Source organism: Candidatus Nitrosopumilus sediminis, from assembly GCF_000299395.1.
In the GTDB taxonomy this organism is placed as follows: Archaea; Thermoproteota; Nitrososphaeria; order Nitrososphaerales; family Nitrosopumilaceae; genus Nitrosopumilus; species Nitrosopumilus sediminis.
Window position 1 is genome coordinate 661,339 of sequence record NC_018656.1, and the last position, 25,814, is coordinate 687,152.

At 33.8% G+C, this 25,814-nt stretch carries 35 protein-coding genes; 18 read left to right on the forward strand and 17 right to left on the reverse strand.

Going from position 1 to position 25,814, the window contains the following annotated elements; all coding sequences use genetic code 11:
- Positions 1–7 precede the first annotated feature (7 nt).
- Genes NSED_RS04035 through NSED_RS04045 form a run of 3 tightly spaced genes read left to right on the forward strand, consistent with a single transcriptional unit; the run spans position 8 to position 3,299 of the window.
- On the forward strand, positions 8–970 hold the full coding sequence (locus tag NSED_RS04035; protein WP_014964973.1) for a cupredoxin domain-containing protein: 963 nt from the start codon (positions 8–10) through the stop codon (positions 968–970).
- Positions 960–1,676: a cupredoxin domain-containing protein gene (locus NSED_RS04040; RefSeq protein WP_014964974.1), complete on the forward strand. Its 717-nt coding sequence runs from the start codon at positions 960–962 to the stop codon at positions 1,674–1,676. The genes NSED_RS04035 and NSED_RS04040 overlap by 11 nt, the downstream gene beginning before the upstream one ends.
- A gap of 3 nt (positions 1,677–1,679) precedes the next feature.
- Positions 1,680–3,299 carry a hypothetical protein gene (locus NSED_RS04045; RefSeq protein WP_014964975.1) on the forward strand — a complete coding sequence of 540 codons (1,620 nt, stop codon included), beginning with the start codon at positions 1,680–1,682 and terminating at the stop codon, positions 3,297–3,299.
- 4 nt (positions 3,300–3,303) lie between these two features.
- Here NSED_RS04045 and NSED_RS04050 read toward each other — a convergent pair whose 3' ends face one another.
- Together NSED_RS04050 and NSED_RS04055 are read right to left on the reverse strand one after the other, a co-directional pair.
- Complete coding sequence (locus tag NSED_RS04050) at positions 3,304–4,113, reverse strand: hypothetical protein (RefSeq protein WP_014964976.1); 810 nt, start codon at positions 4,111–4,113, stop codon at positions 3,304–3,306.
- The gene (locus NSED_RS04055; RefSeq protein ID WP_014964977.1) at positions 4,103–5,665 is read right to left on the reverse strand and encodes a cupredoxin domain-containing protein; all 1,563 of its coding nucleotides are present in this window, start codon (positions 5,663–5,665) and stop codon (positions 4,103–4,105) included. Before NSED_RS04055 ends, NSED_RS04050 begins: the two co-directional genes overlap by 11 nt.
- A gap of 207 nt (positions 5,666–5,872) precedes the next feature.
- Here NSED_RS04055 and NSED_RS04060 point away from each other — a divergent pair, with 207 nt between their 5' ends.
- From NSED_RS04060 to NSED_RS04070, 3 genes are all read left to right on the forward strand, one after another.
- A complete protein-coding gene (locus NSED_RS04060) occupies positions 5,873–6,490 on the forward strand; it encodes a putative quinol monooxygenase (RefSeq protein ID WP_014964978.1) in 618 nt (205 codons plus the stop codon).
- A 66-nt stretch (positions 6,491–6,556) separates the two neighbouring features.
- Positions 6,557–6,874, forward strand: a complete 318-nt coding sequence (locus NSED_RS04065) for a hypothetical protein (RefSeq protein WP_014964979.1) — start codon at positions 6,557–6,559, stop codon at positions 6,872–6,874.
- Between the two features lie 196 nt (positions 6,875–7,070).
- Positions 7,071–7,475, forward strand: a complete 405-nt coding sequence (locus NSED_RS04070) for a hypothetical protein (protein ID WP_026089887.1) — start codon at positions 7,071–7,073, stop codon at positions 7,473–7,475.
- On the opposite strand, the gene NSED_RS04075 is transcribed toward NSED_RS04070, so the two are convergent.
- Together NSED_RS04075 and NSED_RS04080 are read right to left on the reverse strand one after the other, a co-directional pair.
- Positions 7,472–8,026, reverse strand: a complete 555-nt coding sequence (locus NSED_RS04075; protein WP_014964981.1) for a DnaJ domain-containing protein — start codon at positions 8,024–8,026, stop codon at positions 7,472–7,474. The two genes, NSED_RS04070 and NSED_RS04075, sit on opposite strands and share 4 nt — an antisense overlap.
- 11 nt (positions 8,027–8,037) lie before the next feature.
- The gene (locus NSED_RS04080; RefSeq protein ID WP_014964982.1) at positions 8,038–8,475 is read right to left on the reverse strand and encodes an Lrp/AsnC family transcriptional regulator; all 438 of its coding nucleotides are present in this window, start codon (positions 8,473–8,475) and stop codon (positions 8,038–8,040) included.
- A gap of 129 nt (positions 8,476–8,604) precedes the next feature.
- On the opposite strand from NSED_RS04080, the gene NSED_RS04085 reads away from it, so the two are divergent.
- On the forward strand, positions 8,605–8,832 hold the full coding sequence (locus NSED_RS04085; RefSeq protein WP_014964983.1) for a tetratricopeptide repeat protein: 228 nt from the start codon (positions 8,605–8,607) through the stop codon (positions 8,830–8,832).
- A gap of 81 nt (positions 8,833–8,913) precedes the next feature.
- On the forward strand, positions 8,914–9,411 hold the full coding sequence (locus NSED_RS04090) for a tetratricopeptide repeat protein (RefSeq protein WP_014964984.1): 498 nt from the start codon (positions 8,914–8,916) through the stop codon (positions 9,409–9,411).
- Here the strand turns inward: NSED_RS04090 and NSED_RS10455 are convergent.
- Positions 9,398–9,571 carry a hypothetical protein gene (locus NSED_RS10455; RefSeq protein WP_014964985.1) on the reverse strand — a complete coding sequence of 58 codons (174 nt, stop codon included), beginning with the start codon at positions 9,569–9,571 and terminating at the stop codon, positions 9,398–9,400. The two genes, NSED_RS04090 and NSED_RS10455, sit on opposite strands and share 14 nt — an antisense overlap.
- Positions 9,572–10,004: 433 nt before the next feature.
- Here NSED_RS10455 and NSED_RS04095 point away from each other — a divergent pair, with 433 nt between their 5' ends.
- Complete coding sequence (locus NSED_RS04095; protein ID WP_014964986.1) at positions 10,005–11,102, forward strand: radical SAM protein; 1,098 nt, start codon at positions 10,005–10,007, stop codon at positions 11,100–11,102.
- Here the strand turns inward: NSED_RS04095 and NSED_RS04100 are convergent.
- Positions 11,099–11,404: an MTH1187 family thiamine-binding protein gene (locus NSED_RS04100; RefSeq protein ID WP_014964987.1), complete on the reverse strand. Its 306-nt coding sequence runs from the start codon at positions 11,402–11,404 to the stop codon at positions 11,099–11,101. The genes NSED_RS04095 and NSED_RS04100 overlap by 4 nt on opposite strands.
- Positions 11,405–11,442: 38 nt before the next feature.
- Positions 11,443–11,718, reverse strand: a complete 276-nt coding sequence (locus NSED_RS04105; protein ID WP_014964988.1) for a hypothetical protein — start codon at positions 11,716–11,718, stop codon at positions 11,443–11,445.
- A 133-nt stretch (positions 11,719–11,851) separates the two neighbouring features.
- Here NSED_RS04105 and NSED_RS04110 point away from each other — a divergent pair, with 133 nt between their 5' ends.
- The gene (locus NSED_RS04110) at positions 11,852–12,457 is read left to right on the forward strand and encodes a hypothetical protein (protein ID WP_014964989.1); all 606 of its coding nucleotides are present in this window, start codon (positions 11,852–11,854) and stop codon (positions 12,455–12,457) included.
- Between the two features lie 18 nt (positions 12,458–12,475).
- On the opposite strand, the gene NSED_RS04115 is transcribed toward NSED_RS04110, so the two are convergent.
- From NSED_RS04115 to NSED_RS04125, 3 genes are read right to left on the reverse strand one after another with little or no spacing between them, the layout of a single operon-like run.
- Positions 12,476–12,706 carry a hypothetical protein gene (locus NSED_RS04115; RefSeq protein ID WP_014964990.1) on the reverse strand — a complete coding sequence of 77 codons (231 nt, stop codon included), beginning with the start codon at positions 12,704–12,706 and terminating at the stop codon, positions 12,476–12,478.
- 35 nt (positions 12,707–12,741) lie between these two features.
- Entirely contained in the window at positions 12,742–13,032 is a 291-nt protein-coding gene (locus NSED_RS04120; RefSeq protein WP_014964991.1) for a hypothetical protein, read from the reverse strand.
- 27 nt (positions 13,033–13,059) lie between these two features.
- On the reverse strand, positions 13,060–13,887 hold the full coding sequence (locus NSED_RS04125; RefSeq protein ID WP_026089888.1) for an MqnA/MqnD/SBP family protein: 828 nt from the start codon (positions 13,885–13,887) through the stop codon (positions 13,060–13,062).
- 83 nt (positions 13,888–13,970) lie between these two features.
- Here NSED_RS04125 and NSED_RS04130 point away from each other — a divergent pair, with 83 nt between their 5' ends.
- From NSED_RS04130 to NSED_RS04140, 3 genes are all read left to right on the forward strand, one after another.
- A complete protein-coding gene (locus NSED_RS04130) occupies positions 13,971–14,873 on the forward strand; it encodes a sugar isomerase (RefSeq protein WP_014964993.1) in 903 nt (300 codons plus the stop codon).
- 48 nt (positions 14,874–14,921) lie between these two features.
- Positions 14,922–17,141: an elongation factor EF-2 gene (locus NSED_RS04135; protein ID WP_014964994.1), complete on the forward strand. Its 2,220-nt coding sequence runs from the start codon at positions 14,922–14,924 to the stop codon at positions 17,139–17,141.
- A gap of 65 nt (positions 17,142–17,206) precedes the next feature.
- Positions 17,207–17,845 carry a hypothetical protein gene (locus tag NSED_RS04140; RefSeq protein WP_016940375.1) on the forward strand — a complete coding sequence of 213 codons (639 nt, stop codon included), beginning with the start codon at positions 17,207–17,209 and terminating at the stop codon, positions 17,843–17,845.
- Positions 17,846–17,875: 30 nt separating this feature from the next.
- Here the strand turns inward: NSED_RS04140 and NSED_RS04145 are convergent, their stop codons facing one another.
- Genes NSED_RS04145 through NSED_RS04160 form a run of 4 tightly spaced genes read right to left on the reverse strand, consistent with a single transcriptional unit; the run spans position 17,876 to position 20,544 of the window.
- Positions 17,876–19,660 carry a DNA polymerase gene (locus NSED_RS04145; protein WP_026090135.1) on the reverse strand — a complete coding sequence of 595 codons (1,785 nt, stop codon included), beginning with the start codon at positions 19,658–19,660 and terminating at the stop codon, positions 17,876–17,878.
- A complete protein-coding gene (locus NSED_RS04150; RefSeq protein WP_014964997.1) occupies positions 19,639–19,956 on the reverse strand; it encodes a hypothetical protein in 318 nt (105 codons plus the stop codon). Before NSED_RS04150 ends, NSED_RS04145 begins: the two co-directional genes overlap by 22 nt.
- A 32-nt stretch (positions 19,957–19,988) precedes the next feature.
- Positions 19,989–20,297 carry a hypothetical protein gene (locus NSED_RS04155; protein ID WP_237737709.1) on the reverse strand — a complete coding sequence of 103 codons (309 nt, stop codon included), beginning with the start codon at positions 20,295–20,297 and terminating at the stop codon, positions 19,989–19,991.
- 16 nt (positions 20,298–20,313) lie between these two features.
- Positions 20,314–20,544: a hypothetical protein gene (locus NSED_RS04160; RefSeq protein WP_014964999.1), complete on the reverse strand. Its 231-nt coding sequence runs from the start codon at positions 20,542–20,544 to the stop codon at positions 20,314–20,316.
- 89 nt (positions 20,545–20,633) lie between these two features.
- On the opposite strand from NSED_RS04160, the gene NSED_RS04165 reads away from it, so the two are divergent.
- The gene (locus NSED_RS04165; protein ID WP_237737710.1) at positions 20,634–21,134 is read left to right on the forward strand and encodes a hypothetical protein; all 501 of its coding nucleotides are present in this window, start codon (positions 20,634–20,636) and stop codon (positions 21,132–21,134) included.
- A gap of 42 nt (positions 21,135–21,176) precedes the next feature.
- Positions 21,177–21,443, forward strand: coding sequence for a hypothetical protein (locus NSED_RS04170; protein ID WP_014965001.1), 267 nt, complete (start codon positions 21,177–21,179; stop codon positions 21,441–21,443).
- Here the strand turns inward: NSED_RS04170 and NSED_RS04175 are convergent.
- Complete coding sequence (locus tag NSED_RS04175) at positions 21,440–22,033, reverse strand: hypothetical protein (RefSeq protein WP_014965002.1); 594 nt, start codon at positions 22,031–22,033, stop codon at positions 21,440–21,442. The two genes, NSED_RS04170 and NSED_RS04175, sit on opposite strands and share 4 nt — an antisense overlap.
- A 73-nt stretch (positions 22,034–22,106) precedes the next feature.
- Here NSED_RS04175 and NSED_RS04180 point away from each other — a divergent pair, with 73 nt between their 5' ends.
- Both NSED_RS04180 and NSED_RS04185 read left to right on the forward strand, forming a co-directional pair.
- Entirely contained in the window at positions 22,107–22,484 is a 378-nt protein-coding gene (locus NSED_RS04180) for a hypothetical protein (protein ID WP_232212416.1), read from the forward strand.
- A 53-nt stretch (positions 22,485–22,537) separates the two neighbouring features.
- Entirely contained in the window at positions 22,538–23,122 is a 585-nt protein-coding gene (locus NSED_RS04185; protein ID WP_014965004.1) for a hypothetical protein, read from the forward strand.
- A 7-nt stretch (positions 23,123–23,129) separates the two neighbouring features.
- On the opposite strand, the gene cas1 is transcribed toward NSED_RS04185, so the two are convergent.
- Both cas1 and NSED_RS04195 read right to left on the reverse strand, forming a co-directional pair.
- Positions 23,130–24,143, reverse strand: a complete 1,014-nt coding sequence (cas1, locus tag NSED_RS04190) for a CRISPR-associated endonuclease Cas1 (RefSeq protein WP_014965005.1) — start codon at positions 24,141–24,143, stop codon at positions 23,130–23,132.
- The gene (locus NSED_RS04195) at positions 24,144–24,638 is read right to left on the reverse strand and encodes a hypothetical protein (RefSeq protein ID WP_014965006.1); all 495 of its coding nucleotides are present in this window, start codon (positions 24,636–24,638) and stop codon (positions 24,144–24,146) included.
- A 586-nt stretch (positions 24,639–25,224) separates the two neighbouring features.
- Between NSED_RS04195 and NSED_RS04200 the strand changes: the two genes are divergently transcribed.
- Entirely contained in the window at positions 25,225–25,638 is a 414-nt protein-coding gene (locus NSED_RS04200; RefSeq protein WP_014965007.1) for a hypothetical protein, read from the forward strand.
- Positions 25,639–25,814 lie beyond the last annotated feature (176 nt).

Consider the following 25,814-nt stretch of genomic DNA (forward strand, 5'->3'; position numbering starts at 1 on the left):
GAAAAAAATGAAAACTCGAAACAAAACAATCATAATTTCATCTATCTTACTGGTTTCAATAATCCCTATGTGGTATTTTTCAAGTCACTCTTTTACTTTGGATGATGAGAAATTTTGTGAGATAAATGATGAGGGTTTTGACAGAGTCGTCAAGTGTGTGTATTTTGATTCTGGAGAGGTTTTACAAAATAATAAACCATACAAACCAGGTCCAGAACAACTTCAAATGGTTTTAGATTATTGTAATGATGCTTCTGAAATGAAAAACGCAATTGGTTTTGAATATTTCAATGACACACATTACATTAACAATAATCTTTGCAAATGGCAAAAGTTAACCAAATTCCCAAACTCTGACGAATACTGTATTCCTGGTCAAAACATGTGGACAGATGTTAAAGAGATAAGAAATCACACCCACATCTACAACACAGACAAGTGTATGTGGGAACAAGAGTTTAGTTGGACTGCTCAATATGGTAAATCTGATCCAACTGTAATGATTCTACGAGGTGCAGTTATTGAAGGAAATAAAAGTCTAGATCCTGAGGTAATTACTGTTGTATTGGGGAAAAACAATACTGTGACATGGGTTAACCGAGATGATGTGGCACATGGATTATCTAGTGATTATGAAAATAACATGTGGTGGACTGGAGTTGTGGAACCTGACAAATCAGCATATGTGACCTTTAACAATACTGGAATCTTTAGTTATCATGGAACTCCTGGTCCTTGGATATCTGGTACTGTAGTTGTACTGCCTGAAAACTATAATGAATCAAACTTACCTTCATCTGATGATTATGATTTTGAGCGAATACATGTGATTAATGCTTGTACTTTTCATTCTCTTTGCTTTGGGGTTTTTGAGAATGGCACTCAGACTATGACTCAGTGTGATTTTCCTATGCATGGGTGTGGGCCAGTTTCATTTGATAGTTATGTAGAGGAAGAAAATGAAAACTAGATTTTTGATAATTATTGGCACGTTTGTTATCGTTACTGCTTTTGTTATTGCATACGGTCCTATTGTATTAGAATCTGAATCTAGATCAAAACCTCTTTTGTGTGAAAAAAATTTTATTCAACGAGGAAATGAATGCTTTCCGGACATCAGTTATCTGGATCCCAACACCATTTTGATTTATTCTATACATTCACCAAATCAGATAAGAACTACTCCGCTCCCACCTACATCAGTTATTTTTCTAGAAAAAAACAGTACTGTAACTTGGATTAATGAATCGGGTTTTCCTGTCACTGTTTATGAAAAAGAGAACAAGTGGGTAATTGAATCAATAGATCCAAAAATGCAAAAACAAATCACATTCAACCAGACTGGATTTTATGAATATTTTGTACAGAATTCAAATGACCGAGGTCATGGAAGACTAGCTCTTGTTTCTAATGATACGGATTCACTTCCATATGATACAAAGTTGGAGATTGCAAGAGCCATTGTGGAACAAGATCGTGACAACTACCCAATAATCGGATTGGGTATTGGTAATGCAGAAAATTCTCTGGGAATTGATATTGATAAAAAATACTTGGAAGAAAATCCTGATGCATCTTCTTTTTTTATGGACAGATACACCAAAATGATCCCATTTGATGTAAAAATTACAATTGAATTCACTGGACCTATTGTACCAACCATGCAGGATAATTAGAAAATGCAGACTAGACTATTGATAATTGTTGGTTTGATAGTAATTGGTGCTGTTATCGTGACATTGGGAATAGTTGAATCTGAGATTCCTGGTGCTAAAACAATAGACTCTTCGAGTCTTGAATACCTGAAATCCTTACAAAAATTATGTAAACAAAATGAAACCAGTGATTCTGTATCACTAATTGATGGTCCCAGATGGCAAAATACAACTCATTACTTTGATGTGCCTGACTGTCAGTTTGTGCCACTAACCAGTTCAGAACATGCAGACATTATGGAAGACGCGTTGCTTGTACCTGCACCATTTGTCGAGTTTACAGAAGGTGAAATTATTGACACCCTTTTGCCGCTAATTGACGATTCTGGTGCAAAAAAAGTCTATGAAAGCTCCAAAAAAGTAAGATATGAAACTGTCAAAGCAGAGCTCAGTATAAGCGCACCTCGAAACACCGGCCTGTCTCGCTATGTTGATTACAACATATTTGACAAAAATTATGTCATTCCAGCTGATCAAGCGCAAGAATTTGTCAAATCTCTGTTGGATAGAATTGGGTACAAAACCGATGGCTCTGAAGATGTGGATGTTGAGGAGTCATATCACAAAACAAGTATCATGATTTACCAGACAAAAGACGGCATGAAGATAACAAATGAGATGAACAGATTCCAGTTCAGAGACGGGAGTATGCTGCTTGAAATTGCACATTGGTATGACAATCTGGATGAATACACCATGAAATACAGCCCTGATGATGCAAAAAACATTGCACATGACTATCTTGTAAAATTGGTATCTGAAGACCCCAAGTTACGTGACGCAGACATTGTCATAGGCGATGCTGATTATGCATTTGCAGAGTTAAACGCAATTGACAACCGTTTGGTTTATTCTGTTAGCAGGATGTATTTTCATGTTATAGTCCAAGTTGATGCAGTTACTGGCGATGTCATAAATGCGGACATGATAAACATCACTGGAAAAGAGATACCTGGCTGTGCATCCGTAGGGGTGTCTAGGCTAACGCAACAAGACATAAAAAATATTGAGGACCGTACGGGAAATCTGCTCTACTATAAACTGACAGACAAGGACTTGGACCAACTGCCTGTTCTCAAAGAGATGATTAATGCGACAAACTCTAGAACCGAATACAATGACAGGGTACGACTGCCCATATCTATTGAAGAGTGGGATGGCTATGCATTATTTTTCAAAGAAAAGTTCGACCAACAGCATGATGAGTACTATGAGTCTGATTTGCAAAGCAACTATGTTTTGTATGGTGACAAAACCTATACTGTAAGATACAATGAAAATTACAAGGACACACCGTTTGCAGTAGAGTTGATTCCTGCAAATGTTGACTATGATCGCAAAGCAATTACTATACTAAAAAATGAAACAGACAATATTCCGAAATTTAACGAAGCAATCGATCTGATGGGAACTTGGGAGGTGTCTGTGAGAAACAGTACAGCAATACTGGAAAGCAAGCAGCAACAATATCAGGATTACCTGTTTGAAAAAAACACTGAGAAATATGGTGTAGATGCAGAAGAGTATGCCCACGTATTCTATTACAACGGAAACTATTACGAGCCCAGTTTTGTCATATGTTAGAAAATTAACCCGTAACTATTTTCTCGGGAATTAAATCCATGCCGATTCGTTTTTCATAAATAAAATCCACACACCATTCAAATTTTTCTTGTGTTACCCCATCAGGTAATCCAATATCTTCAATACTATATTCCCCATCAAATTCTTCATCAAGCAAATTAGAATATTTTGTAAGATGTGCAAGTATGGATTGATTACATCCAAGGTCAAACAATTCCTTTTGATCACACCAATCAAAACAATAGTCCTCACCAGCATCCCATCCTGTAATCCATCCATAATCAAGTGAAGAATGAATCGGCTGCACTATCTTTTCCAGATATTTTAACTCACATCCATTTCCCTTGTATATCAACTCGCGACTACATTTATCAGAAATTATTTCATAAATTTCAACATCTATGTTATCAAGCGATTCATCGGGGTCAAAAACAGTTGCAAGATAATACTGCGTAGAGTTTTTTCCATCTGCAATGGCTAAAAATGATTTGTAAATTCCCGTTGAATATGACTGATACACATTCTGTACTTTAGAAGTTATTCTATAATCATCTAATTTTAGATTAAACGCCATCGTTGCTTTTTTCTCTAGGAATTGATCATAAGGTGATTTTTCTGGAAAAATACAGCCACCTCCAGGCCTATTACAGTCAGGATCAAGCCATATCCTGTTACAAGTATAATGACTATCAAACCATCTATCACATAAAAAAATTCCAAAATCATCAAACTCTAACCAATAGTTTGGCAAAATGACAATTAAAGAAGATGTAATAGAGATCATAACAATAATTATCAAAAGTCTAGTTTTCATTTTCTAATTCATTCAAAACAGGTGGATTAAACAAATCAAAGTTTTCTGACAAATGTCTCCAATCCTTTATTGTGTCATAACATCCATTATTTCTCCACTCTTCAAAATACTCGGATTTTAATAGAAATTCTTGAGGGGTTGGAGGAGTCCATACAACATCTTTTTCTTTTTGTTCTTTTACATGATTTGAATACTTGACCATGTTTGAATCAACAAGACGAGCACACTCATTTTTTATCCAACCTCTCTCAACAAGTTTGATTTTTGTTTCAGGTGTTACACAAGCAGGAGAGCCATCATTCTTTTGAACCAATACCAGAGTTTCTCTGCATTGTATTTCATCAAAGGAAATTCCTGACTGGAATTGTTTAAGAGGAGAAATAGGGTCTAACTTCATATTTTTCTGCCTAGTTTCAATTAACTGTACGGGATCAGAATATAGTCTCTGACATTTCTCTCCTTGAACATAATCTACTGTTTCTTTAAACTCTGCTGTGTTATCATACGTGTTTATGTTCTCAAGAGTGTGTGAAAATATTCTAGAATATACACCATGATGATACGTACAACCACTGGTTATTTTATCTCCAATGGTCATTACTGTATCGGCAGTAGTTTCAGGTTCATCATAAACTGCATATTGCAAATCCATTGAATTATCCAAAGTAATATGGATAGAATCACTGTCATTTATTGTCACATTGTGAATAAAATTTTGTGCATCAGAGCCAGATCGAAATATCTGAAATCGGGCATCAGAAAAATAACTGTGTTTGGTTATTGGTTTGCCCAAGTTAAATTTCTTATCTAATGGTGTTACATCTATGCGGATTTTTACATCAGGGTGTGATTCATCATAGAATGTGTAATTACCTGTCTTATCAAGCACTTGATAACGTATGTCGTTAAATGGCACAATAAATGATTCGTATACTCCTTCTTGGTTTGAAATTGTAGTTTTGTAACTTGTATTGTGCCATCGTATAGTGTTGTTTACTCCAAGAGATACGGTAGCTTCGGTAGGACGAAAGATCATCTCTTTTCCAGTCTCATCAGTTGATGTCAAGAGTATTGTGGGTTGCATGGCAGACTGATGTGCACATTCATAATTCTGAGAATAAGGTTTCTTTGTGCAGACATAGGGGTTGACCGATTCGACGATTCTATCTTTGCATGATTCATCACAGGTTCTTTTTTCCAATACGGGTATCTCTACAGGTTTTTGTGATGTTTGTGGGGTATCATTTCCAAACAATTCATAGTAATTCCAAAAGTACCAGTTCTCTGGGACAAAGTTATAATCCTGTCCAATCCAGTTTTGCAAAAGTTTTTCAGAAAATCCGTCTTTCATCAATGCCTCAAATTCATCCGTTTTGTATTTCATCCATTCAGAGCCTTTAAAGTAGTAAAATTCTGCCCAGTCTACTTTTTCTTCTTCATCTGTCTGACCTGTATCATGACACGGCACATTCAGCCAATGAAAGGCAGAATCATAGGGTTGTCCGCATGATGCAAATGCATAGTTTACTGAAAATAATGACAATATAATCATAGAAATCACAAAATACTTCATACCATATGAAATCAATATTCGTCACTGAAAAGTACTTCGAATCTATTGTAGTCCAATTTGTGACATTTCTTTGCTTCTGTCTATAATCCCCCACGAATGACGCGGGGTATAGACAACGGCTTCCCGTTTGACCTTTTTCAAAATATTTGGAGAAATTCTTAACTAGTTTCATCAAAAAATCTGCTCATGTATCCTCTGACATGTCACTGTAATCTACAGGATGGCAAAATTCAGGATGCTGTAAATCATACTCTAAAATGGATTCCCCAAATTCGAGATCAATACGATGAACCAAAATTTTATGAGGCATTTACAGATCTTGAAAATCCAAATATACTGACCTATTTTATGACATTTTCAGATAAAGAAGCAGAGGAAAGAATAGCAAGTATGGAAAAACCAAGAAAGTTTGGTGAAGATCTTTACAAAATGTGTACTCAAGAACCAAAATGGATAGAACATGAACTTGTCAACTCCATTAGAAACTCAAAGCCTGACAGCCAGATTCACACTAGAGTAGAATACAAAGTAAAACCTGATGTAGTAAGTGATGTCAAAAAACAAATTGTAAACTATATTGATGCTGTTAGAGATGCCGAACCTGACATTCGTGTTTATGAATCATATCAAAATAAAGAAGAACCTTCAAAATTCACCCATCTTGCCGAATTCAAAGACAAGGCAGCAGAGCAAAACCACAAAGATGTCTCTCATACTAAGAAATTTGCAGAATTTTTGTGGCCGTTATGTGAACAAGAACCTAAATTCATCTATATGAATATGATTGGTTCGGCAAGACGATAATCTACTTTATCTCTCAAGAGTTAAAGGTTCGAAGTACTTATGAATGAAGAGTATGTGATTTCTTAAATGACAAAAATTGATTGTGCTCAAAATAATGAACTGGAAAAAGAATTAACAAAATTTCTACAAGAACGAAACTATTCTACAAAACAAGAAAATGACCTGTTAATAGTAAATGAAAAACTACCAAAATCGATATTAGATCTGTTTCTTCAAGAAACAAACCGAGCAAGACACAAGATTACACTTATTGAACCTGATTCTTTTTTGCTTGCCATTCCAGTTAACATGGAAGAAATTGGGTTAGAAACATGCGAGTTTTGTGGATATACTAGCCATCATGATCTAGTAAGTGTTCATCGAAGAACTCATCAAGCTCTTTAGAAAATGAAAACTAGACTTTTGAAAATTAATTCGATTCTCTTTTCCTAATCTACACTGAATTATCTCAAAAATATGCCTAAAAATGACTCAAGAGTCCGTGTTATGGCGAACTCTCGGATCAAAGTACGCATAAAGGAAACGGAATCTTATCTATTTTCACGAAACACTCAATAGAATTATTGTTTGATTTTTTTGTATGTCGTTTAATATGCAATTGTTAGAAAATTTGATAGATTTTAACGATAAAAATTCTCCAAAATTTACACTATATGTAAATAATCAAATCTATCCGATCTCAAACACCTCGATTTCAAATTCCCCAATCCCTGTAAATGAACCAACTACTCGTGGAGGTGTATATTTTTCAGACAAATTTGCATATAAAATGAAATGTGTTGTTGAAGATCTTTCTGTTGTTCCATTGCTGACAAAGAAAATGCTTGGCCCAAATACTGAGTTTGGTGAACTCAAAATTACTACTCAAATTGAAACAAATGGTAAACCAGTTTCTATTGAAATTTTAACCAATCTGACAAACAGTGTTCAGACTCCTGAATCTATCGAACTTAGTATGATAATTGTTAAAATAAATTCAGTTTAGCCTACCTTTAGGTATCTATCATATCTTTCTCGACTCTCTTTATCTGATAATATTTCATATGCTTTGTTAAGCACAGCCATTTCTTCCTCTGAATTTTCTTTTGTTTTATCTGGATGAGTTTTTTTTGCCAATTCCCTGAATTTCTTTTTGATTTCTTCTGGAGTGGCATCGTTGGGAACTCCTATGATTTCATAATAGTTGGGAAGTTCATCATTATTTGCTGCATCTCGAAACTCTTTGTCTTCTTTTGTATTTCTTCGTTGACCTAATTCTTCATAATCATCACCCCAGTCTGAGTGGTATTTTTCAAATGTCTTGTCTTTTTTAGATTCTAACTCTTCTTTGTCATATGATGTTTTTCTTCTTAAGACAATATCTCTTGCAAGAAATAAAAACACTCCTAAAATTGCAATCACAAAACCTGAAAATAAAATAATTTTTTCTTCATCTGTCACTTCTAATTCCATATCAAGATTATTGTTTTGTGCAGTTGCTGTTTGCCATGCTCCAAAGACTATTACAAAAATCATAAAAATTCCTAACTTGTTCATTTCTCTCTCTTTTACGATAATCTAAAATCTTCTTTTGTTGTATTTAGTACTACGTGAGTTATTGTGTTTTCCACGTTTGGAATCGTTGCCAAGCCCTTTACAAACTTGCTTAATTCATTTCTCTCCTTAAATTTTGCAATAATTATGGTATCTGTTGAACCTGTGATATCATATACCCCGCAAACATTTTCAAATTTTGATATTTCATCTTCTACACCTACAACTTTGTCGTTTTTGGCAATAATTTCAATTATCGCAGTTAACGAATATCCTATTTTCTCATGATCAACAATTACTGAATACCTCTGGATGATTTTTGCTTTTTCTAATTTTTTGATTCTGGATAGGACCGTAACTGTTGATAATCCAAGTTTTAATGCTAATTGTCTTGCTGACTGTCTTGCATCCACTAACAAATGTTTGATAATTTTTTCATCTGTTTCATCCATGACTCTATCATATAATTGTGAAAAATATATTTAAAATTTCATGAAATTTGTGTAAATTTGTTTGATTTTTTTCATCTCTTTCTCACAATTTCTTTTCAGATTTAATACTGATGAAATTAACATTGGTTTATGGGCGATATTGAAGATCTTGTTAAAAAAGGACAATCTTTAATGGATGATGGGAAATTTGATGATGCCCTTGGATTTTTTGAACAAGCTCTGCTTTTGAATCAAAATGATCCTGATCTTTGGAATAACAAAGGAATTGCACTACGAAGTTTAGGCAGATATGAAGAATCTATGTTTTGTTTTAACAAATCCCTTGAAATTGAACCTAGGGACAAAAATGCCTCTTGACGTTCTATTATGTGTCATGTTTGTTGAATCATTGTTTACTGCAAGTCAATCTATATTATTAACAAATTATTATCAAAGACGATGAGTAGTAAAATTGAGAAGATGCTTGTACAAGCTTTTGAACATGTTGAGGATGGAAATTACTCTGATGCGTTGAAATTATATGATTTAGCACTAAAAGAAGAACCTGCTAATCCTAGCATACTAATTGACAAAGGTGCGACATTACAAAATTTAGGCAAACTCAAACTTGCCATTAAAACATATGACAAAGCTCTTAAAATTTCTCCAGAGAATCTTGATGCTTTACTAAACAAGGGAGCTGCATTGCATTCTGAAGAAAAATATCTTGAAGCCATTGAATGTTATGACGCTGCATTAAAAATTGACAAAAAATGTGCAATGGCGCTTGCATACAAAGGCCTTTCATTAGGAGAAATGGATAAGCTCCAAGAGGCAATCAAACATTTCAAAAAAGCCTTGTCTATTGACAAACACTATGATTTGGCAAGCATTTCTAAAGACATGGCACAAGAATTACTAAAATCAATAAAAGAAAAAAAGTCTAAAACACAGTGACATCGCCTGGTGCTGGTTCTCTGACATTTTGCTTTTCATTTTTTTCAAAAAAGTCCCTATGTGCGGAATTTTGATGTTCACGTAATTCTTCTATGTTTTCAAAGCCTTTGTGGCAAAGATAGCATTTAGGTTTATGTTCATCAACTAGAGGAAGTACCATAATGAATATTGCATAATTGACTACTTATTTCTTGAGACTGGCAGGATCACAAATCAAACAGAGTAAAAGAATATCGAAAATTTAAACTAATACTGAAATTATTCTAAATTTCATAATTTTCACTCTTGATTATGGGTATTTCATGGAATTCTGGTATTTCGAAGATTAATTGAATATTCATGTGATTTATAGGATGAAAAAAACTATTCAAAATGGAATAAAGTGTCGGAGAAGTTGATAACAAAATTATGATTAAACAAAAATGCGACCGGTGTGGTGTCAAGTTTGGGAACAGAAAGTAGAAAAACTAAACAACGATTTTGTGGAAATTGTAAAAAGAAATTTGATTTGTATAGATGATACTCAGGCATAACTTCATCAAATTTTTGTGTATTTCACTAAGGAATATATCATGATGGAAAAACGAACCAATATGTTAGAACAACTAGTTGGAGATTCACAATCTTTAGATCGTGCTTTGGCTGGGGAAGAACTCTCATACAAAGATGGTCTTGAATTGATGAATTATGATAATTTACATTTACTTGGTGCTGTTGCAGATAACACTAGAAAAAAACTAGTAGGTGACACTGTAACTTTTGCAGCATCATATTACATGAACTACACGAATGTCTGTGCAGCTAGTTGTCAGATGTGTGCATTTTATCGTAAGGATGGTGCAGATGATGCATACACACTAACTCCTCAAGAAATTGAACAAAGAGTTGGAATTGCAGAGCAGATGGGTGCAACAGAGGTCCATATAGTTGGAGGCTTTCATCCTAAACTCCCTTTGGAATATTATGAGGATATGATGAGGGCAATCAAAAAAAGTCATCCTCAATTGAACATCAAGGCACTAACTGCAGCTGAGATTTATTATTTGTCAAAATTAACAAAAAATTCTACAAAAGAAATTTTATCTCGTCTAAAGGATGCAGGACTTGATTCAATGCCTGGTGGGGGTGCTGAACTATTTCACCCTGACATTAGAGGAAAAATTGTGAGAGGAAAATGTACTGGACAGCAATGGCTTGATGTCATAGAAGAGGCTCATAATATGGGAATCAAAAGTAATGTCACTATGCTTTATGGCCATATAGAAAAGCCTGAACATATTATTGATCACCTGATTAAGGTCCGTGAATTACAAAAGAAAACAAATGGATTTCTAACTTTGATTCCTTTGAAATTCAGCTTAGATAATACTGAATTGGAGCAAGAACATTTGGTAAATAATGAATGTTCATCCGTATATGATTTAAGAATAATTGCATTATCTAGATTGATGCTTGCAAATGTATTGAACAATATCTCTGTTTACTGGGTAGCATATGGAAAAAAGCTTGCACAGGTTGCATTATCTAATGGAGGAAATGATCTAGTGGGAACAGCATTCTCTGAAGAAATCTACAAGGCAGCTGGAAAAACAACATCTTCTTCAGTTGAAGAACTTGCAACAATGGTCAAAGAAATAGGTCGTATTCCTGCCCAAAGAAATACTCACTTTGATATCTTGAAAAAATTCTAACTCATTTGTTTTTTAATAGACTCTAATTTTTCTTCCATTTTGGCATGTTTGTCTCTTCTTGAATCTATTTTGATTATTACTTCCACTCTTGCAATTCCTAGATTGTGAACTGTTTCCATCATTTGTTTTGTTGCCGAGTTTATCGTATCAATGTTATCTGATTCTAAAATTGTCCCCATGGCATTAATTTCATATCTGAGATTCTTCATTTTTTGAATGGATTCTATTGCTTTTGCAATGTAAAAACTGGCACTAGTCGTTCTAGTTGCCATGGGATAAATACTGATTTCTGCCTGAATCAATAATATTGGTTAGATAATTTGAGATTAAAACCTTTGAATTATTCTGCAGGTTTCTTTTCTTTTCTTTTTGCAGTATCTTTTTTCCGTCTTGCTCCGAAGCTTATCAGTACCAGTAAAAATCCAATACCAATTAAAATTCCTGATAACATCTGATAAGCTTGGTTTTGGTCTTCGGCTATCATAAGATCAATGATTTCCTCCTCACTCATTCCTGCTTGACCTGTTGGTTGTTCTGCATATGCGCCAGTAAGTACAATTCCTGCAATTATCATTGCAATTCCCCCTGATAGAATTCTCTTGTCTACTAAAACCAACTCTACTTATCTTTGATTTTTATCATATATTAGGTATTTTCTCATTTTAATTTTTGGCACTAGAAAAAAAATGGTCACTATGTTATATGTAATGTTTCAGAATTTTTAATCACTGAATTCAAAAATTGAATCATTGATTGTATTTGGAATGATGGGTGGAATACTTTTGCCTGCTAGATTACTCTTTGTGGAATTTGTTACAGATGATTGGTTGGGATCTTTTGGAATAATTGCATTGGTATCTATCTCTTTAATTCTTCTTGCAAAGAAGAACAAACTGGGCTTCTTTGGACCTATGCTTGAAAGGCAGATTTTCAAATTCCAAAAAGGCAAAAGAGGAATTTTGATTTTTGCTGAATCTGCATTCTTACTTGTAATATTAGGTACGATGATTTTTGCAATAGACCAAGGGCACTCTGTTTATGCTGAACAAAAAATGCAACACGTTTCTAATTCCCAAAACCAAAAAAATCAAGTAATTGAATCTGCAAAGAACATGACTCCTTCTGATTGGATATATGGGACAATTATGGCCCCTATGGGATTTGTGACTGCATTTCCTCAAATGAGTGCTGCCATGGCTTCAATTGATCAAAAATTAGATGGATGGCTAATGCATTTTTACACTGTGGGTTTTGTCGAATATTTGGAATTATTAGGAATTTTGACATATTACAGAATATCCTATAAACAAAAAATATCTCAGAATGTTTTCCAATTTAAAACTCCAATTCGATAATTATAATTTAAAAATATTTTAGATTCCCTCTTTGGTTTTTATTGCATTGATTATCCCATCTCGTTTTTTGTATTCAATTTGCAAATTTTTTTCTAGTCGTTTCATAGTTTCTAAAAGCCTTTGACTTTCTTCATTTGATTTGGGATTTTTTAATTGTGGTTCTATTGATTTTTTATGTTCTTCGAGTTTTTTGAGTCTTTGATTATTTATCTCCAATTCTTTTTTTAATAGGATCGAATCTTCGTCCATACTGTTTCACCAAATATGGTTAATTGCTTGGATTACTAAAATCCTTCAGGGGGTCTTTGGACAAAAACATTGCAAACTAGTGCATCTGTTTTTTCATCTCTGTATTGAACATTACATGAAACAAACTTTCCTTTTAGTGCACGTTCCAAATCTTCTTTAGTCTTTTCTTCATATTGTGGTTGTTCAGGATCATCAATTTTACTCATGATGATTTTTTCAATTTTTCCGTATTGTTCTTGATTATCTTTTCTTGTATGGCTAATTAGCAACTCAAAAGCATTGTTTGTTAGAATGTTAAGTACTGCTCCCCCGATTCCGTCTCCCATGTTTGGTAATTTTTTTCTGTTCTATAATTACTTGCTGGCAATGCTGATTTCAAAGTCTGGGACTAGGCCTTTCTCTTTTGCCATTTTGAATAACCTTCTAATGGCCTCTTCTCCTGGATCTCCCATGTTTACAGTAACTTTGTTCACATACATTTTTACAAATTTTTCAATCAAACTTCGTTCTTTTCCTCTAGCATATTGCATGGCATAATCTATGGCATCATCGAAATGTTCGATTCCAAACTCAATTGATGATTGGAGATATTTATCAAACTTTACAATTGTATCCATGCCTAGATCTGTTCTCATGACATTGATTCCTAGTGGGACTGGTAGCCCTCCGGTTGTTTTATCCCACCATTCCCCAACATCTAAAATTTTGACATTTCCTTCTTGTTCATATGATAATTGGGTTTCATGAATAACTAGCCCTACATCCACTTTGCCTGATTTTACAGCTTCTGGAATATCACTAAAATTCATTTCAACATAATCAAATTTCCCAATCATTAATTGCAATAGTAAAAATGCTGAAGTCATTTTTCCCGGTATGGCAATTTTACATTTTTTAATTTCATCAATTGTCATTTGTTTTCGAGCAGTTACAATCGGTCCATAGTTAATTCCAAAACTCCCGCCACTTCTCAAGATTGTATATCCTGGAATGAATGCACATGCATGAACTGAAACTGCGGTTACATCAAGCTCTGGATCTGTTGCTTTACGATTTAATTTCTCAATATCTTCAATAACGTGATTTACCTTAAAATCTGGTGATGGGACCTTTCCTGTAAACATTCCATAAAACATGAATGCGTCATCTGAATCAGGAGTATGTCCTACAGAAATTTCCATATCTTTTTGCTTAATTTTGGTAATAAATACCAAAACCTATGTTCAACAGTTTTTCTAATATATGCCAAAAACTGATTTTAATTATGAATTCAATTGATGCATTTGAGGAAGACATTCAATTACAATTAGATTTTCTGAAATCCTTCAAAAAACAAAAAACATTATCTATTGAAAAACAAAAAAATATTCTTTTCACAGGCAGTGGTGATTCACTTGTCTCTTGTTTACTGGCAGAGTCTTTTTCAGGAGGATTGGCAAAGGCAATAGATCCCCTCGATTTGTATCAAAATAAAGGAATGGCAAAATCAAAACATGTGTGTTTTGTATCTGTTTCTGGAAATACTATTACAAACATCAAGGTTGCAAAAACTGCACAAAAATCAACTGCAATCACATCTAAATCTCAAAGTAGATTGGCCAAAGTATCTGATAGTTCCATTATTCTTAATTCACCAAATAGTGGGGTTTTCACTGCTGGCAGTATCTCTTTTTTGGATAGCGCATTAACTTGCATCTCTTTGGTAAAAAATATCAAAATCCCTGATCCCTCATTATTTAAAACTGCAGAGTCATCTGCCAAAAAAGCTAAAATCTCAAAACGTATTTTTGTTTTGGGGAATCTTTTCACTTTTCCTGTGGCAATGTATTGCGCTGCAAAGTTTTATGAAATTCTAGGATACGATGTACATTATTCTAGAATTGAGCAGTTTTCACACATGGAGTTATTTTCAGTCAAAAAAGGTGACACTGTGATTATTTTTGAGGAGAAAAACATCCATGCAACACAATTAGGAAATAACCTCAAAAAAATTGGCATTAATGTAGTCCATCCTGCTATCCCATCAGAAAAACTATCTCAGGTGATCTATTGTATTTTCTTTTCACAATTAATTGCACTCTATGAAGCCAAAAAGATGCGAAAAAAAGAATGTCATTTTGTCACGGCAGAAAAAATTCGTGATGTTTCTAACCGTATGATTTACTGATCTTTTCAAAAACTAAGGTTTAATACCTGAATCCAAAGTTTTGCGAATATGGTAAAATTCAAGTCTACATCTGAGGTATTGAAAATTATCAAGAACAAAGACAATATTCGTAACTTTGGTGTTATTGCTCACGTAGACCATGGAAAAACAACGATGAGTGACAGCCTTTTGGCAAACTCTGGAATTATTGCCCCCTCAGCTGCTGGAAAAGCACTTGCTATGGACTTTGATAAAGAAGAGCAAGAAAGAGGAATTACAATTTACCAGGCAAATGTTACATTGCTATTTGCCCAAAAAGGTCAAGAATATGTAATTAATATGATTGACACACCTGGCCACGTAGATTTTAGTGGTAGGGTAATTCGTAGTCTTAGAGCAATTGATGGTGCAGTAGTTGTTTGTGATGCAGTTGAAGGTATCATGACACAAACTGAAACTGTAACTAGAATGGCCCTTGAAGAAAGAGTAAAACCTGTTTTGTTTATCAATAAAGTAGACCGACTTATCAAAGAACTAAGATTAACCCCAGAAAAAATGCAAGCCCAATTGGCAGAAGTAGTTTCAAATTTCAATACACTAGTTGACACATATGCAGAACCAGAATACAAAGAAAAATGGAAAGTTTCCATTCAAGATGCAAGTGTAACATTTGGTTCGGCCAAAGACAGATGGGCAATTAATACTGATTTAATGAAAGAGAGAGGTATCACATTCAAAGATGTAATTGATGCATATAATGATGAAAAACTTGAAGCTCTTATAGAGAAAGCACCACTAGCTGATGCAGTACTTGGAATGGTTGTAAAACATCATCCAGCCCCACATGATGCAATCAAGTATAGAATTCCACAAATTTGGAAAGGTGATTTAGATTCTGATGTTGGCAAAGCTTTGCTTGCAGGATCAGATGATGGTCCAACAATTATGATGGTTGTAAACATGGTTTTAGATCCTGCAGCAGGTCCTGTTGCAATTGGAAGATTATTTTCTGGTACCATCAAAGATGGTCAAACTTTACACATTATAGATGAGAAAAGAGAAGGTCGTGTTCAATCTGTCAACTTCTTTATGGGAAACCAAAGAGAGCAAGTTGGTGAACTAGGTGCAGGAAATATTCCCGCGTTATTGGGATTAACTGAATGTAGAGCAGGAAACACTCTATCCTCAATTAAAGACATTCCTATGTTTGAAGGAGTCAAATATGTTTCAGAACCTGTCGTTCAAATTGCAATAGAGCCAAAACATCCTAAAGATTTGCCTAAACTTGTTGAAATTTTAAAACAGCTAACTATTGAAGATCCAAATCTAATTGTAAAAATCGATGAGGAATCTGGTGAGACTATTGTCGCAGGAATGGGTGTATTACACCTTGATGTCGCAACACATAGAATCCAAGATGCAAAATGTGAAATTGTTACATCTGAGCCTTTGATTAACTATAGAGAAACTGTAAAGGGTGCCTGTGAGCCAATCATGGCAAAGTCTCCAAACAGACATAACAAAATTTTCATGAAAGTAGAGCCACTCGAACCAGAAATCGCACACATGCTAAGAACTGGAGAAATCAGTGATATCAAAGACAAAAAAGTTGTTGCAGATTTACTCAAAGGCGCTGGTTGGGATACTGACACAATCAAGAGAGTGATGAAATTTGATTCCCGTGGTAATGTTTTGATTAATGGTACAAAAGGTGTGCAGTTTGTTCAAGAATCTACTGATTCTATTAATTCTGGATTTGAAGAAGTTATGAAAGAAGGTCCTTTGTGTAAAGAACAGATGAGGGATTGTAAATTCATCTTTACTCACTTTGTACCTCACGAAGATACTGCACACAGAGGTTTGTCTCAATTGGGACCTGCATCAAGACGTGCATGTATGGGTGCATTACTTACTGCCGGTACTGCAGTATTGGAACCAACACTGGCAATCGAAGTTCGTGTCCCAACTGATTTGGTTGGAAACGTTGCAACCATTCTTTCTGGTAAACGTGGTAAAGTACTTGACATGTCACAAAAGGGTGCATCAAGTATTGTTGTTGGTGAAATTCCAGCTTCTGAAACATTTACTTTATCTGAAGCAATGAGAGGTCAAACTGCAGGTCGTGCAACCTGGAATACATCATTTAAGGCATGGACTGAAGTTCCAAAATCTATGTTAGCCGCAGCTGTAGCTGATATTAGAAAGAGAAAAGGATTAGCACCAGAACCACCAAGTGTTAACGAATTTCCCCCCATTTCGTGCTTAACTCACTGCTGTTTTTCGTTATGACTAGATAATTACGTGAATTATGATTTTTGAAATATGTTTATAGAATACACACTGTGAGAATTTTTGTGAAAACATTCAAAATTAGAAAAGAGACTGTAAGAAAAATTTCCATCCCATTATTACTGAAAATAGGAAGAACTCTAGAAGATGAGATCAAGAACATGGCAAAAAATGAATTTGAGCATTATCCTTATGTGAGATTTGAATTTGATGACAACTATGAAAGCCACTCGGATTCAAAAATAGATGAAGTATTGAAAGGACGTATTTTAAAAGAGAATACAAAAATTAATTTCCATTTATATGATGAAAAACGAGGTTTTTCTATTTATTTAGAATATGGCACAGTACTTACAAATATGCTAAAAATCATGATCCCTAAAGGACAGATTACATTAATGTCCGACGGAGGGGATCAAATATGGTGTGAAGGAATTTCTAATAAATTCTTGAGGTTGATTGAAACATTTGATGATGAATCTTTTGATGCCACTATGATAAAATCAGATGATAAAGAGAAGTCATTTCAAACTAATCAAACCAAACAAAAGTCTTTACCAAATCAAGAACCAAAAGTTGTACATCCTACATCCATCGTAAAAACTCACTTAACATCTATCGTAATTGGGACTGTAGCTAGTATAATAGGAGGAATTATTGTGTATTTTGTCATTACAAATTTGGACAAGTTCAATGGCAGTTAATTGTAAAACTTTTTGTTTGAAATTTTATATTCAAATTTGTTCAGTTTGTAAATAATTTAATGATATTGAAATTGATTTACACATCTTCTTTTCATTTATTGAACTAATTATTTCTAACCACATTCTCTTTCTATCTGCATTCAAATTCACTTCCCTGACATACTCTCTAATCTTTCCAATATTGGATATGCAATCCTGTAAAATGGATGATCTTAATCGGGAATTTCTCAAAACCTTGAATTTATAGTACAATTTCCCATTTTTCTCAAAAGTCTCTAGATGCTCTATTTCCTTGCTTCCTAATTTTCCAATTCCCCTCTGCTTCCATTTCTTATTGAACCGATAGAATCCATTCTGCAAGACAAAGACATCATCCGCAGACTCTTCTAGTGAAAATTCGCCTAGTTTCTCAGAATCAATGTCTAATTCCTTTGTAGTGCATACGGAATCTGTTGCAAAAAAGACCACCTTATCCTCAATGCCGTTTTCCATGACAAATCTGTACATACATGCACGAGTATACCCAGTAATTGAGGCAAAAATCACTGGATTAAACATATTCCCCATAATTCGATTAACCTTCTGACCTGTCTTGCCATAGATTGAATTCAGAATTATCTTGATTGGTAACTGCAACGGATTACCTTCATTTTTGAGTTTCATTCTTTTTTCATACATGGATTCAACAAACTCTTTGAATGGATAGATGACTTTGTCATTTGGAACAAACTGAAACGAGTCAATAATTTTGTAATATTTCGTATCAGTTGCTTTCAGTTCATCTAGTGTAACAAATGTCTCAAACTTTCCACTAGGAAATATTATCAAACCATTTGTTCTAAACGGAAACGGTGGGATGTACTTGCAGTCTGGAATGTCTGTAATTATTCTAAAGAATCCGAGTAACGCATTTTTATGAATGGATTTTCTTTTAATCCACTTTCCTTTTGTCAAGTCAGGAATCTTTGTCATTGAATATGGGTATGCTGAATTGATATCATACTTGTATGCAGTTCCAATGTATCCACGTTTAGTAATCTCAAATCTTCCTCCATAGTATGTCTTCCATGCCATTTCTTGAACCTCATATGGCGTATCATCAAACTTTGGAAAATTGATTCCGTTGTTGATCAAGACCTTTTCTGCCAGATATCCTGATGAGACCCACCTTGCAGGATAGAATCCAAATGCCTTGTAAAATAACTTAATCCAGTGTATGGTAAGTTCCTTTGTTAGCTTGCAGTCCTGTATGCAATAGTCTCTAACTTGTTTTGTGTTTCTCTTGTAGTATGTAATTGAAAACTGGCTTCTCTTTGATTTTATTTCCAGATATTTCTTTGGTAGTTTCTTTATGTTGTTTTGGTATGCATCTGTTAGACTAGCATGGTAAAACTGTGCAATGTCATAAAAAATCACAGAGTGGTGACCCTTTGAAATCTTTAGACACTTGTTTGGATGATATTCTATCTTGAATTTCTTAAATGAGAATTTCAGTTTGCCTGTATCTCTGTACTTGAACAGTTCCGATCCTAACAATTTCAAAATGACTTCTGCATCATATCCCAAATTGTAGCAAAAGCACCAAGACCCCTCATATTTTCTGCAAAACAGCCATTCTAGGCACGATTCAGGCGTAATTTCATCCAGATATCGACCGTCAGAATCTGCTATCAGAAAGATGTTGCCATTGTATGTCTCAGTGTCTATTGTGTAGACGGGTCTTTTGTGTGACTTTGCAGGGTCTCTATTCTGAGGCTTTTTTGTAAAAACCCTTTTCAGGTTCATACAGTCTGTTACGGGGACGGATTTTGCCATACTGCATCAGGAATTGAGACGTCATCACCACGCTTTCTTTTAGCAAACTGCTTTCTAATCTGGTTGTATGTTACATTTGGAAAGTTGTTTCTAATCTGTCTAATGTAATTGTGATATCTTTTGAGTTTGTTTGATCTAGAAAGGTTTGGATGTGGTTTTGGCTTTTCTGGTTTTGTATAATCTAATTTTTTTAATTTATTTTTAATCTGATTTTTTAATTCTCTTACTAGTTTGCTGTTGGGAAATATCTTTAGTGCATCTAACTGTTTCAAAAGTTTATCTTTGTCTTCTGTCATAATACATCACTATTGTCAAAAAAGGAGAAAGTCTAGATTTTCTCTAGACTGTATCTCCTTATTTTTCTTGAATTTTTTGATGTTCCAAGCCACGTCTTTAGATGTAGTCGTGCTCCTTTCTTGATGTCTTTTGAAAGTCTGCTCCACTGGTTTAGCAATGATGCGTTCTTTGACTCGTGGCTTTTCAGAGGGATGTTGCATTCAACCCATGTCTTTTTCTCTTTGATCAATGCCATGACATTGATTGAGAATTCAGTCTCAAAGGTTTCAGTCTCTGCTACCTTGAGTTCTATGATGTCTGGATTTTCTGGATCTTCAGATTTGTAGTTGCCCCATTTCAAAAAAGGTGGAAATGTTTCACTCAGTTTTCTCACCTCCTTTTGTTTTAGCCGGAGTAATTTTGAGAAATTTCTCCCCGTTTTGCAAAACTAGTTTCACAGATACCTGTGATGTGATTCCGCAGTTTTGCAGAGCAATTTTAGGCAGTGCCACGATTCTTGAAAAATTCTGGTGGGATACTTGCCTTTGACCAAAATCGGTTTCGATTGACTCTTCTGGTCTTGTTTTGGATTTTATTTTTGACTCCATAAATAATGGATATTAGTTGTTCTTAAATAATGCCGAAAAGTATAGTCATAACGTTGGTAAATCGACATAAACAAAAGGGAAAAGATTTGATGGAGCGTTTAGAATCGACATATTTGATTCGTAAGCGTGTCTCCAAACTTGACTTGGGAATCATCAATGATTCATCGTATTTTCCAGAAAATAGCAAACCAGACAGACATTACAATAATGGTGTTGTTCATGCCCGACAGGATTTGAAATTATTAGAATTTTTCATGGTTCAAATGAAGCCACGATATAGGATGAAAATTCTTCACAGTGACGAATTTAAAAATTTCATTGAAAGTGTTTTAGACATTGGAGTTACAAAATTCAACAAACAAACAAAGGAAGAAAATGAATCAAGTAGAGCATTTGCATTACAATTGATGAATTATTCTTTGCAAGTAATGTCAAAAACTATGCCTCCTGAATTTGCAAAACTACTCAACAATGCAATAGAACCATTAGATGATTTACTTAGTGCAATCTACGAGTATTCTAAAAACAACAATGTAAAGGATTTACCAAGATTTAGAGAGCTAAGATTGCCAAATAGAGGAATTGCATAGTCATAATCTGGTCTTATTACTCTGAAGTATCATAGAGGTATCATGAAATATGTTGTTTCAGTATCTAAAACTTACATTCACCGTGGCAATCACAGACATAAAAAATCTACAAAGAAGAGATGGCACATCTATTATTATGATGAAGAAGGAAACTTCAAGACTCAGCGAGTCAGTTGGCTATCTGCGATGTATTACAAGACTCAGAAGAGAAAGCGGTTAAAATATATCTGTACCTACTGTGGAAATGTGTTTTTGGGATTTGTTAAATCATACAAAGAAGAATTAGAATGTCCTTATTGTGAAATTTAATATATTTTCTTTTCATTTTCTGGTACTTTGGAATCAAATTCTTTTGCGAGGGTAGAATAATGAAGCGCAGCCTTTCTATTTGTGATTTGTTTTTTTGATATGTATTCTTTCATTACAATATATGATTTAACTAACATGACACTGTATAACTCAAAAATCATTTTTTTACTAACTAATTCTAGTGTGACCATTGCACATACTTTATCATAATTAGAAAGTAATTCTTCTACAATTGTTATGAGAGGAATGGATCTACCTTCGTAGATTACTTCTCTATCAAATTCGGGTTTCCCCTTACTTCGTTTCCATTCATCATAGATTAATCTTCTAAATGTTCTGCCTTTTTCGTTACTTAGTAATTCATAAATTTTAAACAATGTAGTTGTTTGAAGTTGTTTTTTTTGATATCTGTGATTGATTCTATTTGCAATAAATCCACATAGTCCTACAATGGCAGTAATCAAAATACCAAAAAGGGCAATCGAATTATCTGAGGAATTGTTCATCATAGTAATTTGGTTTTCAGTGGAATTTTGAGCAAATGCAGGAACAATCATTCCAATCAAAAATAACAACAATACAAATTTCATATTATTTCATGAACTAGAATGCTTATTTGCTTTGCCAATATGCTTAAGTTCATACAAAATTTAGATTATGGGGATGTTAGTCGAGATTAGTTTTTTTGAGTGGTTTGCAATTTTTGGAATTGTTCTTGAAATCTTTGGATTTTTGTTTGTTTTATGGTTTTGGAGGGTTCCTACATACCCTTCATTGAATAAATGGTTTCAATTGTTAAAAATATACAAAATATTTTTTCGTACAAAAAGATATGAAAACAAACTTACTGATATTGTAGAATTTGATACAGATGAAAAACAAATACAGGTAGGTACTTTAGGCTTGTCCGGTCCTGAATATTCACCTATAGTGCCTAGATCATTCATTCCATTCTGGAATAGAATGAGATGGTTTGGATTTATTTTGGTGATGTGTGGATTAGTTCTTCAAATTGTTCAAATGCTTGATGTTAATACTTGATATTTTTGTTAATTTTCCAATACTCTTAAGTTCACACACAAAATTAATTATTTATGACATACACAATTGCAGATTTAAAAATTTTAGATCAAGTGATGAATGATATTGATTTACAATTGAAAGATTTCAATTATATTATTCCATATGAATATAATCAAGAAGCATATTCTCCTCGATTGGTAAATTTACTGTTGACCACTTGTATTGTGATTGAAAGATATTGTAAAATTTTGCAAATAGAATGCCAATTACCCGAACCTGATGGGAATGGAGGAATACGAGGAGTGTTGAGAAATTTAGATGGTAATGGGGTATTAGCAAATATGAAATGGACCACATCATTTAATGAAGAATTTCAACCATTTGATGGAACATATGCATGGTGGCAAATGTACAATGATACAAAACATGAAGAAACTTTCAGTATCACTGATGTAAAATACCGTCAAGTTGTTACAGCTATTCTTGCATTACATTCGTTACAAAGATTGGCTTGGGCAAAACTAACTACAAATTGGACAAAATTAAACGGGATGGATTTGTTAGACATTGAAAAATGGGATGAAGAATCTGATCTTAGTTGGAGTACTAGACATGGGTTGTTTCATACATATTCTGGACCTAAGAAAGAACGATAAGGGTTAATTACAAACTATCTTTTTTCATAAGACAAAACTCCAATAGGCTTTGAATCAAAATTTTTGCAAGAGTAATCTCTTGAACTGATTTTAAACCTGATTCAGTCTTCTTTCCATATCTAAAATCATACTTTCTCTCCTGTGAAAACTGTCTTTCTAACAATTCCAAGAATCGCTTGATCAAAGCATGTTCAATTACTACAGTCCCATCTTTTGTGTACGAATACTCTTTGAGTTTGATTCTGTTTCTCTTCTCTTTGTTGTTGGCAATTTTATACACTGAATAATCCACTAACCATCGAAATGGCTCAATCAAATCATAGACCAGTGGCTGAAACCCTGTATGAGATTTATGCATAAATCCAAAGTATGGATCAAGACCAAACCCACAAACATATTTTGAAATTTCTCCAGCTAGAACGGAATACCCATAGTTTAGTAATGCATTGATGATATCAGTTGCATTATTTTTGGAATTTCTAATTTGGGATTGATTCCTTGATTGAAAACCATATTTTTCAGGAATGAATTTGGCAAATTCTTTCCAGTAGGTAATGGCTGAAACATTTTCCTTATCGGATAGTTCAGTTACTTCACTGCCAATTAATTTGAGCAGTTTTAGTTGAGATTCTTTTTTTGCTTGTATGATTTGTTGACTTAGATACTCACACTTACTTTCATCACGAAATGTATCATATTGTGCCATTCTGTATTTGGTGGCAGTTAGAGAATCCATCATGCCGTTCATGAATGTGACTGGTTTTCCGTGATTGTCTAGTAGAATGACATTTCGATTATTTTGAGATAGTAGTGATAGTGCCTCAGTTGAAACATACCCTTTGCCTGAAAGAACTATCTTCTCGTATGGCATGTTTTTGACAAACCATTCCTCAGTTGTAGGTTCTGAGAATGGATCATGATTGTCTTTGAGAATTATTTTGGAATTTTTAACAGATATGGAGTGACCGTAACCTTTGAGGAATTTTGTGTTATAATGGTTTTTTTGATTTTTAAGAGTCAATTAACTCGTACTGTTAACTAGTGTAACTAACCATGCAAATAATCCAATCATCACAATAAACCCAAAATACATTTGAGTAGACATAGCAAATGCAAATTTTCCCGAAGTATTATTTGTTCGAATTATTGTAACTATCCACCATGACAATACCCCTGCAGTAAACAACACTAACATTTCTTGAGAATGTTCTTTCATGTAAATTTGGAATGTGGATAGTATTGGAGCCATGATTAGTAAAAGCAGTTCTAACGAACTTACCAAATATAATATGATTAGATTATTTTTCACATATTTCCAATCCCTAAAAAAATGTAAAAAAAGTGCAATTATTCCTGTACCAATTGCATATGTTAAAAATCGATATTCGGTAGTTAAACTTTCGTTGAATTCTCCATACCATTGTGAAAAAAGACCCATTCCAATAACTAAAGGAATTCCAATAATCAGAACAAGTTTTTTGTTTTTTTGAGAATTAGTTGGAGAATTTATTGCCACAAATCACAAATTCATACTATCATTATAACAATTTTCCAACAAATCATAATTCACGTAATTATCTAGTCATAACGAAAAACAGCAGTGAGTTAAGCACGAAATGGGGGGATTCTATTTTTATCGATAAAGAATAAAAAGTGCATACCATTGACAGACGAAATTTTACCAATTTATAACTCGAAATGTTGAAAAAGAATAATTCTCCTCTTTGAAAATCAAAAATGACTATATTCGTATGAAATAATACAGAGAAATAATCTGCTTTTACAATGGAAAAAAAGTGTCTATGCTGTGGAAAATTATTTGAGAAACGAGCAAGTGATTGCTGCAGTCAAACATGTATGATATGTCATCTTGATCCTGCCATAACTTGCCCTAATGCAAATTAGAAAATTTTTTAGTATTGTCCATTATTTGCCTTACAAAATGTTTGTTCATTTGAACAAACAAAAATGGTGTTTGTTCATTTATACAAACAACGCCCTTTACGCCTAAAATCACCAATATCACTCACTATGTGTCATTTATTGACATTCATTACCACTCATTACCAATAGTATATATACCCGTGTTACAATGCCCCATCATGAGTACACAATCTCAAACTAGTGATGCATTTGCAATGTACAAGCAAAATGTTCAGAAATACTTTGAAAATATTTCAAAACTAACCCCCCAATATTTTCAATCTGCAACAGAATTGCAAAACGAATGTATGAAAACTTGCCAAAAAACAATTGATGCTGCAGTTTCAATATCACAAGAATTTGCAAAAAAGTCTGGAATAAACACTGAAATTCCTACCTCTGCAAAAACTGCAATTGTTGATACCAACAAGCAAATTGTACAAGCAAGTACTGTGAACAATCAATTAGTAAAAACTGCTATTGATACAACTGTTCAAAATTTCAAAACATTTAACGACAATGTCAATGCATTTGCTGAATTAAACAAAAACATTATCCAAACTTGGATAACCCCTTTCACACAAAAGAACTAGTGTGATTGATTTTCTTTTTTTATTTTTAAATTTCATGAAATTTGATGATCACTCATCAAACTCCACGGTGTGTTAGGTGATTTGTATTTCAAAATTTGTATTTAACCTCGATGGATGATTTCTCAGTAAATGAATTATTGTCTATTTAATTGACTGAATTATATCATATTTATTTC